This window comes from Chitinophaga sp. (assembly GCF_036566945.1).
Lineage (GTDB): Bacteria > Bacteroidota > Bacteroidia > Chitinophagales > Chitinophagaceae > Chitinophaga.
In genome coordinates this window covers 1-4,783 of record NZ_DATCVJ010000854.1, presented here as the reverse complement: position 1 = coordinate 4,783, position 4,783 = coordinate 1, and the positions used below count along the sequence as shown (strand labels likewise).

The following is a 4,783-nucleotide window of genomic DNA, read 5'->3' as shown; positions in this document are numbered from 1 at the left end:
CCTTCTGCCACTACTTTATCGTTGTCTGACGCTACGGTGCCGGATACTTCGATGATATTACCCACTCTTACTGCCCGGGAGTAGCCTACTTTACTTTCCCACATGGCCCCGGAGGAATAATTGGTGCGTTTCATACGTATATTTTAGGAAATGAGGAGATCCACAAATTTACAATAACTTCTTAAGTGAAGGTAGTAGTATTGTCGGTTTGCAGCATAGCAACAATCCTGCAGCCGTGCGGGCTGCGGCGCTCATTGCGCCGCAGTGCTATCGCCTGGTGGGGCTACTGTTCTGAATTTCACCACTTTACCCAGCAAATCAAACCAAAAGGGCGCTCCCAGCGATAAGGCGAGGGCAGTAATACACCAGCCGGCAAAAATGAGTGCGTTGTTTTGCTGGAAAGGGTGCGTATAGCCGCAGCGTGTGATGGCATGTCCACTACTGCTGTCGGTGATGCAGGCCCTGCTGATGCCCAACACGTTTCCGGCGTCGCCGGCATCGTTGCGAAGCATGGCGTATACGCCAATCAGGGAGGTATCGTTCACGAATACACGAAGAGAAGTATCTGTACGATAAAAGGCACTGTCTTTATGCAGTACATTTTTGCGTATAAGCGTATCCGTTACAGCTGTATAAGCGGGCGTACGGCTGCTGGCCAGCTGCACCATCTCTGTTCGTACCGTTTTATCTTTCATCAGGATCCGTGCAATGGCAATGGAGTCTACATTGAATAGCGCAGCAATGGCGAGGCCGATGCATAAGAGCCAGGTTTGGGTTTGTTTGCGATACCATCCACTGGCGCGGGTCATGGTTTCGTTGAACCAGCTTTCCATGGTGATGCGAAACGCTTTTACATCGTGGCGGGCATCTTCAAACAGTTGCAGCAGATGCTCCTGTACAGCGGGACTTAGCTGTAAATAGTTGTTTGTCAGCGCCGCTTTGATGGCCTGCGCATCGGTGAGTGTGGGCGCCGGCACAGTTAAAAGTTCTCCACGTGCAGATATATGTTTTTCAGACCGTGGCTGTGCATATGCCGTTTCAACGCCGGAGTCGCCTGCTGGTGCTGTTGGGCTATCCGGGCTATCCGCCTGGGTGCTTTCATGTGCTTTACAGCTGCTTCGCAGTAGGTGTACCATCGTTTGTGAAAAGATCGGCGGACTAATATACGCGGGCCTTGAAGCAGCACTGTTTTCACCCAGATTGCGGATGGACGTGGTGTTGTAGAATTTTCTAAGAAAAGGGCTTCTGTAGAAAGGCTCAAAAAAGTAAACAATGCTCCAGCCCAGTTCATAGAACCAGTTGAAGAAGGTAAACTTTCCAAACCAGCCAAGGTCTTCGCTGTGGTCATCATCTTCCAGCATCCGGCGTAAACCTTTGGTGAGTACACGGGCCCGGGAATTAAAAATTCTGGCTACCAGTTCCTGTATCACAGAGGCCAGCAAACTATACAGGAGATAGATAAAAATAAGGCCAAGGGCCACATCTATGGCCAGGTTACTAAACATAAGGATAGGTATTAAGTTGACATATAAACATAAAAATATGTTATTATTAGCAAGTTAGGGAGGCACTACGCAATGTATTTGTCAACCCGCCGTTATGTTTTATTATATCTGCAGATAGATGCAGATAAGGGAAAAACAATTTATTACATTATATATTTGCGCATATTTTGATCATATGAAATTGAAACATTTATCCCTGTGTTTCGCGATGGCAGCCACTTGCAGCGCCTCCGCACAGATTAAGTACAGGGACACAGAGAAGAAGCCAACTTTAATTCCTTACGACAGCAGCATTGCCTTTCAGCACCTTTCGGCGGATATTGCCCAGCTCACCCTGGTGGGGCAGGACATCACGTTTTTGAAACTGAATCCTAAACGTTTGGTGAAGAACAAGGAAGATACCCTGCTGGATAATATTAAAGTGAAAGCAGTAGTGGAAGTACCTTATAAAAGTGTACTTAAAGGCGGACATTTTTATACTCCCTACAAAGCAGTAGAAAATAAAACCTTCCGAATTGTGGACTACGACCGGCAAAGCCTGGATGGCGGTACTTCCACCCTGATATTTACACTCCGCGACGAGGAGCGGAAACTCCTGCTTTTCCAGGTGCCTGCGGAAAATCTGGTCAATACACCCGTGATTATCAATGGTAACTATGAATGGCTGAAGCGGCAGTATGTAGGTAAACAATTACATCTCCGGAAAGACAATCGTAAAACAGAAAATGTACTCGATGACAACAAAGAAATTACACTGCATAAATCAGATGTTTTTTCCTGTACAGACATTGCAGTAATTTTTTCCGGTAAACAAAAATATGGACAGCCTTTCCTGATTGTAAAAAACAGTGAGAACGTGGAATTGGCCATAGGCGTAGGAAGTAAGAATGAATACGCGCATGGACCCTTGATAGAGGAGTTTGATGCTGAATAGAGCAGAAAAGATAAAGCATAAAGCAAAAAGCTATTGAAGCGAGTCATCGCAGCGAACAACAATCCGCTACAATGACTCGCTTCAATAGCTTTTTGCTTTATGCTTTATCCTTTTCGCTTTCAAAAAAGCCTGTGCTTCCGCCTACCCAGGTATCCTTGCTGTTAAATCCTACCCCGATCATTCTGCCTTTGCTGATCCTGGCAAGATTGTGTACCAGCATGGGGCGCGCAGCGCCGTCTAACCAGATATAAATCATTCTTATTTCACAGATAGCGGGCCCGGTGGGCGTTTCTATGGCTGGGGCATATTTTACTTTATGCTGGAGGATCCAGTTTTCGGGATCTTTTATCTTGTCAATATCTTCTGCGGTAACATCTATCAATACACCTTGTCCTGCAAATGAAAAGAGGGGCTTTAATACATAATTTTCCAGGTCGGCAGGTATGACCGGTAATTCATGCAGGAACCAGCTTTTAGGCACATATTCACTGTGAATAAAAGGCATCATGTATTTACTGATACGGTAAAACCAGTTAGGGTGTGTGATCCACTCCACATCAAGGTCCTGGAACAGGTTTACATGCTCGCCCAGGGCATCGCTCTGCTGTTGCAAATCATCGAAAATGATGCGGTTATAAATGCGATGAACGGGCATTTTAACGCCATCTTTCAGGTAAAATAATTTTTTTCCTTCCTGTATAAGTGAAGTCAGACAAACGGTAGGAATGCCCAGATTTTTTTCAGTGCTATGAAAATCAATCCGGGTTTTTTGTTCTTCCGGCTTTACTTCCAGCAGGATCACTTCTTCTGGTGCATAAGGACCAACAATCATGTCGCGTAGCAGCTGATAGTAGGACGTTTCATCCAATCCGTTAAAAAAGTTGCTGAAGGAAGCCGGGATATTAAAATGTGTTTTAAAGCGGCGGGCCATCACCTCCTGAAAAGCCAGCATGGTGGGAAAGCCCTGTAGCTCGATAAGTTGAGGTGCAAGTGAACCATCTTCTGTTTTACACACGGCGAAATCAATGACAATAAAATGGGGATGCTCATTTTCATGCGGCACTTTCAGCGCCGGCGGAATAGCGTCCTGCGTAATAGTTTTAAAGTCGGGACGCAATATGACATTCACGATTTCTTCGCAGGCCTGTACCAGTTTATCGGTGAGTGCTTTCGGTACAAAAACCGGTGTTTCCGCAATGCGGAAAGCGGGTACTACGCCGGTATCTGCCGCAATACCGTCCAGGAAAGCCTGGTATTGCGCCGGTGTAAATTGCTGATTATAAGATGTTCTGATAGCAGGGATCATGGTGTCTTTCAATTAAAAGAACGAGTGCTCATTATCCGTATGTGCGGCCACCTGTACCAGGCGCTCAATGGCAGCCAGTCGCTCCGACAGTCCGCCATAAATAGCATAATCCAGGAAAGCGGTAATGAAGCGATCGTGGGTGAGCATAATCTTATCCGGATCAGTGAGCTGGCTGATCATGCTGTTATATTTTTCTATGCCGTGGTTGTTCACCACTTGCTTTTTCTTTTCTTCCTGTTGGAGATACATGTGCATCCCGGCGGCATCTGCTTCCGGATGAAATTGCGTACCAATAAAGTGCTCATTGAACCGGATGGCCATGGTAGCGCGTTCCAGTGGTACATGTGGTCTTTCTTTTTCCAGCGCCAATACATGTCCGCCCATAGCCTGAAGATTTTCGTAGTCCAGTTCTATCACCTGCCAATCCCGGCTATCCACAATATAAAAAGGATCGGGGAGGGCGCTGAACACTTTTTCCTGCATACCTGCGGCCGTTTTATGTACGGGAAAAACGCCGAATGCAGCGGATTTACGTTTACATACATTGCCCAGTTTGTAATACCGGCACATGATCTGGTAAGAGTGACAAATAAAAAATACGGGCTTCTTCACTTCCTGCACACGATTCCATTCCAGTAGTTCATCTATCAGGGAAAAATAAGCGGTTTCCCAGGCACTGCCTTCGCTATCTACCGGGCTGCCAGGGCCGCCGGTAGAAATATAAATATCATAGGAAGTATCAGGAACCTGTATCTGCTGCCGTACTTCAAATTCATCAAATTGCAGGTCCAGTGCATGCATACTGGCATATTTTGCCAATATTTCACGAATACAGCGCATCCCTTCGTTGGGAACACCCTCGTACATATCCAGCACTGCAACTTTCCAGCTCTTTTTTATTGGATGCATACTGCAAAATTACGAAATACGCGGATATTGTCTTACCCAGGATTATACTGATTTTGATGATTTCAGGATTGTTTTACAGGATTAAAAAAGATTAGAGAAGATATAAGCGGATAGTTTCGCTAAAATCTT

At 45.7% G+C, this 4,783-nt stretch carries 4 protein-coding genes; 1 reads left to right on the top strand and 3 read right to left on the bottom strand.

Going from position 1 to position 4,783, the window contains the following annotated elements:
* Positions 1–251 precede the first annotated feature (251 nt).
* Positions 252–1,505, bottom strand: a complete 1,254-nt coding sequence (locus tag VIP81_RS25850; RefSeq protein WP_331968052.1) for a hypothetical protein — start codon at positions 1,503–1,505, stop codon at positions 252–254.
* 175 nt (positions 1,506–1,680) lie between these two features.
* Here VIP81_RS25850 and VIP81_RS25845 point away from each other — a divergent pair, with 175 nt between their 5' ends.
* Entirely contained in the window at positions 1,681–2,439 is a 759-nt protein-coding gene (locus VIP81_RS25845) for a hypothetical protein (RefSeq protein ID WP_331968050.1), read from the top strand.
* Positions 2,440–2,536: 97 nt separating this feature from the next.
* Here VIP81_RS25845 and VIP81_RS25840 read toward each other — a convergent pair whose 3' ends face one another.
* Positions 2,537–3,745, bottom strand: a complete 1,209-nt coding sequence (locus VIP81_RS25840; RefSeq protein WP_331968048.1) for a hypothetical protein — start codon at positions 3,743–3,745, stop codon at positions 2,537–2,539.
* Between the two features lie 12 nt (positions 3,746–3,757).
* On the bottom strand, positions 3,758–4,654 hold the full coding sequence (locus tag VIP81_RS25835; RefSeq protein WP_331968046.1) for a type 1 glutamine amidotransferase: 897 nt from the start codon (positions 4,652–4,654) through the stop codon (positions 3,758–3,760).
* Between the last annotated feature and the right edge of the window lie 129 nt (positions 4,655–4,783).